This window comes from Bradyrhizobium sp. P2_E8, from assembly GCF_056403875.1.
On record NZ_JBFUES010001337.1, the window covers coordinates 1 to 1,629 of the forward strand.

General features: G+C 64.5%; 2 protein-coding genes. Both read right to left on the minus strand.

From position 1 onward, the window contains the following. The coding region (locus AC1D00_RS40205) for an ATP-grasp domain-containing protein (protein ID WP_477014518.1) at nt 1–253 on the minus strand (253 nt) is incomplete at its 3' end. Between the two features lie 220 nt (nt 254–473). After that, nucleotides 474–1,442 carry a malate dehydrogenase gene (gene mdh / locus AC1D00_RS40210; RefSeq protein ID WP_008145224.1) on the minus strand — a complete coding sequence of 323 codons (969 nt, stop codon included), beginning with the start codon at nt 1,440–1,442 and terminating at the stop codon, nt 474–476. Nucleotides 1,443–1,629: the final 187 nt, after the last annotated feature.

Consider the following 1,629-nt stretch of genomic DNA (forward strand, 5'->3'; position numbering starts at 1 on the left):
GCTTGGCGAATTCGGAGACCTCGGCGGCCGACTTGGCGATGCGGACGCCGCCCTTGTCGCCGGCGGAAGCTTCCTTGAACTTGCCCTTGCCGCGGCCACCGGCGTGAATCTGGCTCTTCACCACCCAGACCGGGCCCGGCAGCGCCTTGGCCGCAGCGTCCGCGTCGGCGGCCTTCAGGACCGGAACGCCCTTGGAGATCGGCACGCCGAACTCATTCAGCAGCGCTTTGGCCTGATATTCATGGATATTCATATGGTCGCTCCCTGAACCCGCGGGCGGTGACCTCGTAGGCCCACCTCAGTCTTGTGGCTGGCATACCATATACCACAGGAACTGCAACCCGGATTCTTTGACATCGATCTCTGGACTGCTGAACCGGAACCCGCCAAGCCTTCGACAAGTCGGTCAGCCGGGCCCCGGAAGTGAAACCGCCGAAGACCGGTTTTCGATCTTCGGCGGGAATTGTCTTGCCTTAGCGGCCGAGAAGATCGGGGGCGATCTTCTTGCAGGCGTCGACCAGGCCCTGCACCGCGCCGACCGACTTGTCGAAGGCCTCGCGGTCCTTGCCGGCGAGCTCGATCTCGACGACGCGCTCGACGCCCTTGGAGCCGATCACGACGGGCACGCCGACATACATGTCCTTCACGCCATATTCGCCGTTCAGGTACGCGGCCGAGGGCAGCACGCGCTTCTTGTCGCGCAGATAGCTCTCGGCCATCGCGATCGCGGACGCGGCCGGGGCGTAGAAGGCCGAACCGGTCTTGAGCAGGTTGACGATCTCGGCGCCGCCGTTGCGAGTGCGGTCGACGATCTCGTCGAGGCGCGCCTGCGAGGTCCAGCCCATCTTGACGAGGTCGGGCAGCGGGATGCCGGCGACGGTGGAGTACTTCACCAGCGGCACCATGGTGTCGCCATGACCGCCGAGCACGAAGGCGGTGACGTCTTCAACGGACACGTTGAACTCGTCGGCCAGGAAGTAGCGGAAGCGCGCCGAATCCAGCACGCCGGCCATGCCGACGACCTTCTTGTGCGGCAGGCCCGAGGCCTTCTGCAGCGCCCAGACCATCGCATCGAGCGGGTTGGTGATGCAGATGACGAAGGCGTCGGGGGCGTACTTCTTGATGCCGGCACCGACCTGCTCCATGACCTTGAGGTTGATGGAGAGGAGATCGTCGCGGCTCATGCCGGGCTTGCGCGGCACGCCGGCGGTGACGATGCAGACCTTGGCGTTGTCGAGCGCCTCGTAGGAGTTCGCGCCGGTGTAGTGCGCGTCAAAACCGTCGACCGGCGAGGACTGCGCAATGTCGAGCGCCTTGCCCTGCGGCACGCCCTCGGCGATGTCGAACATCACGACGTCGCCCAGTTCTTTCAGGCCGATGAGGTGAGCCAGCGTTCCGCCGATCTGACCGGAGCCAATCAAAGCAATCTTGTCGCGCGCCATGTGAACCTGTCCTTTAGACACGTAAGGAGGGAAAACTGAGAGGGTGGTTATCCCTTTCGCCTCGCCCGTTCAAGTCGGTGGATGCCCAATTGTCGGGCTTGCCGATGCCTCGGGCACGCAGCCGCGTCATTCCGGGGCGCGACGAAAGTCGCGAGCCCGGAATCCATCGGGCGGCAGAGCACGCTGA

Coding starts and splice junctions, on each gene's coding strand:
- mdh (WP_008145224.1), bottom strand. CDS start 1,442: ATGGCGCGCGACAAGATTGCTTTGATTGGCTCCGGTCAGATCGGCGGA.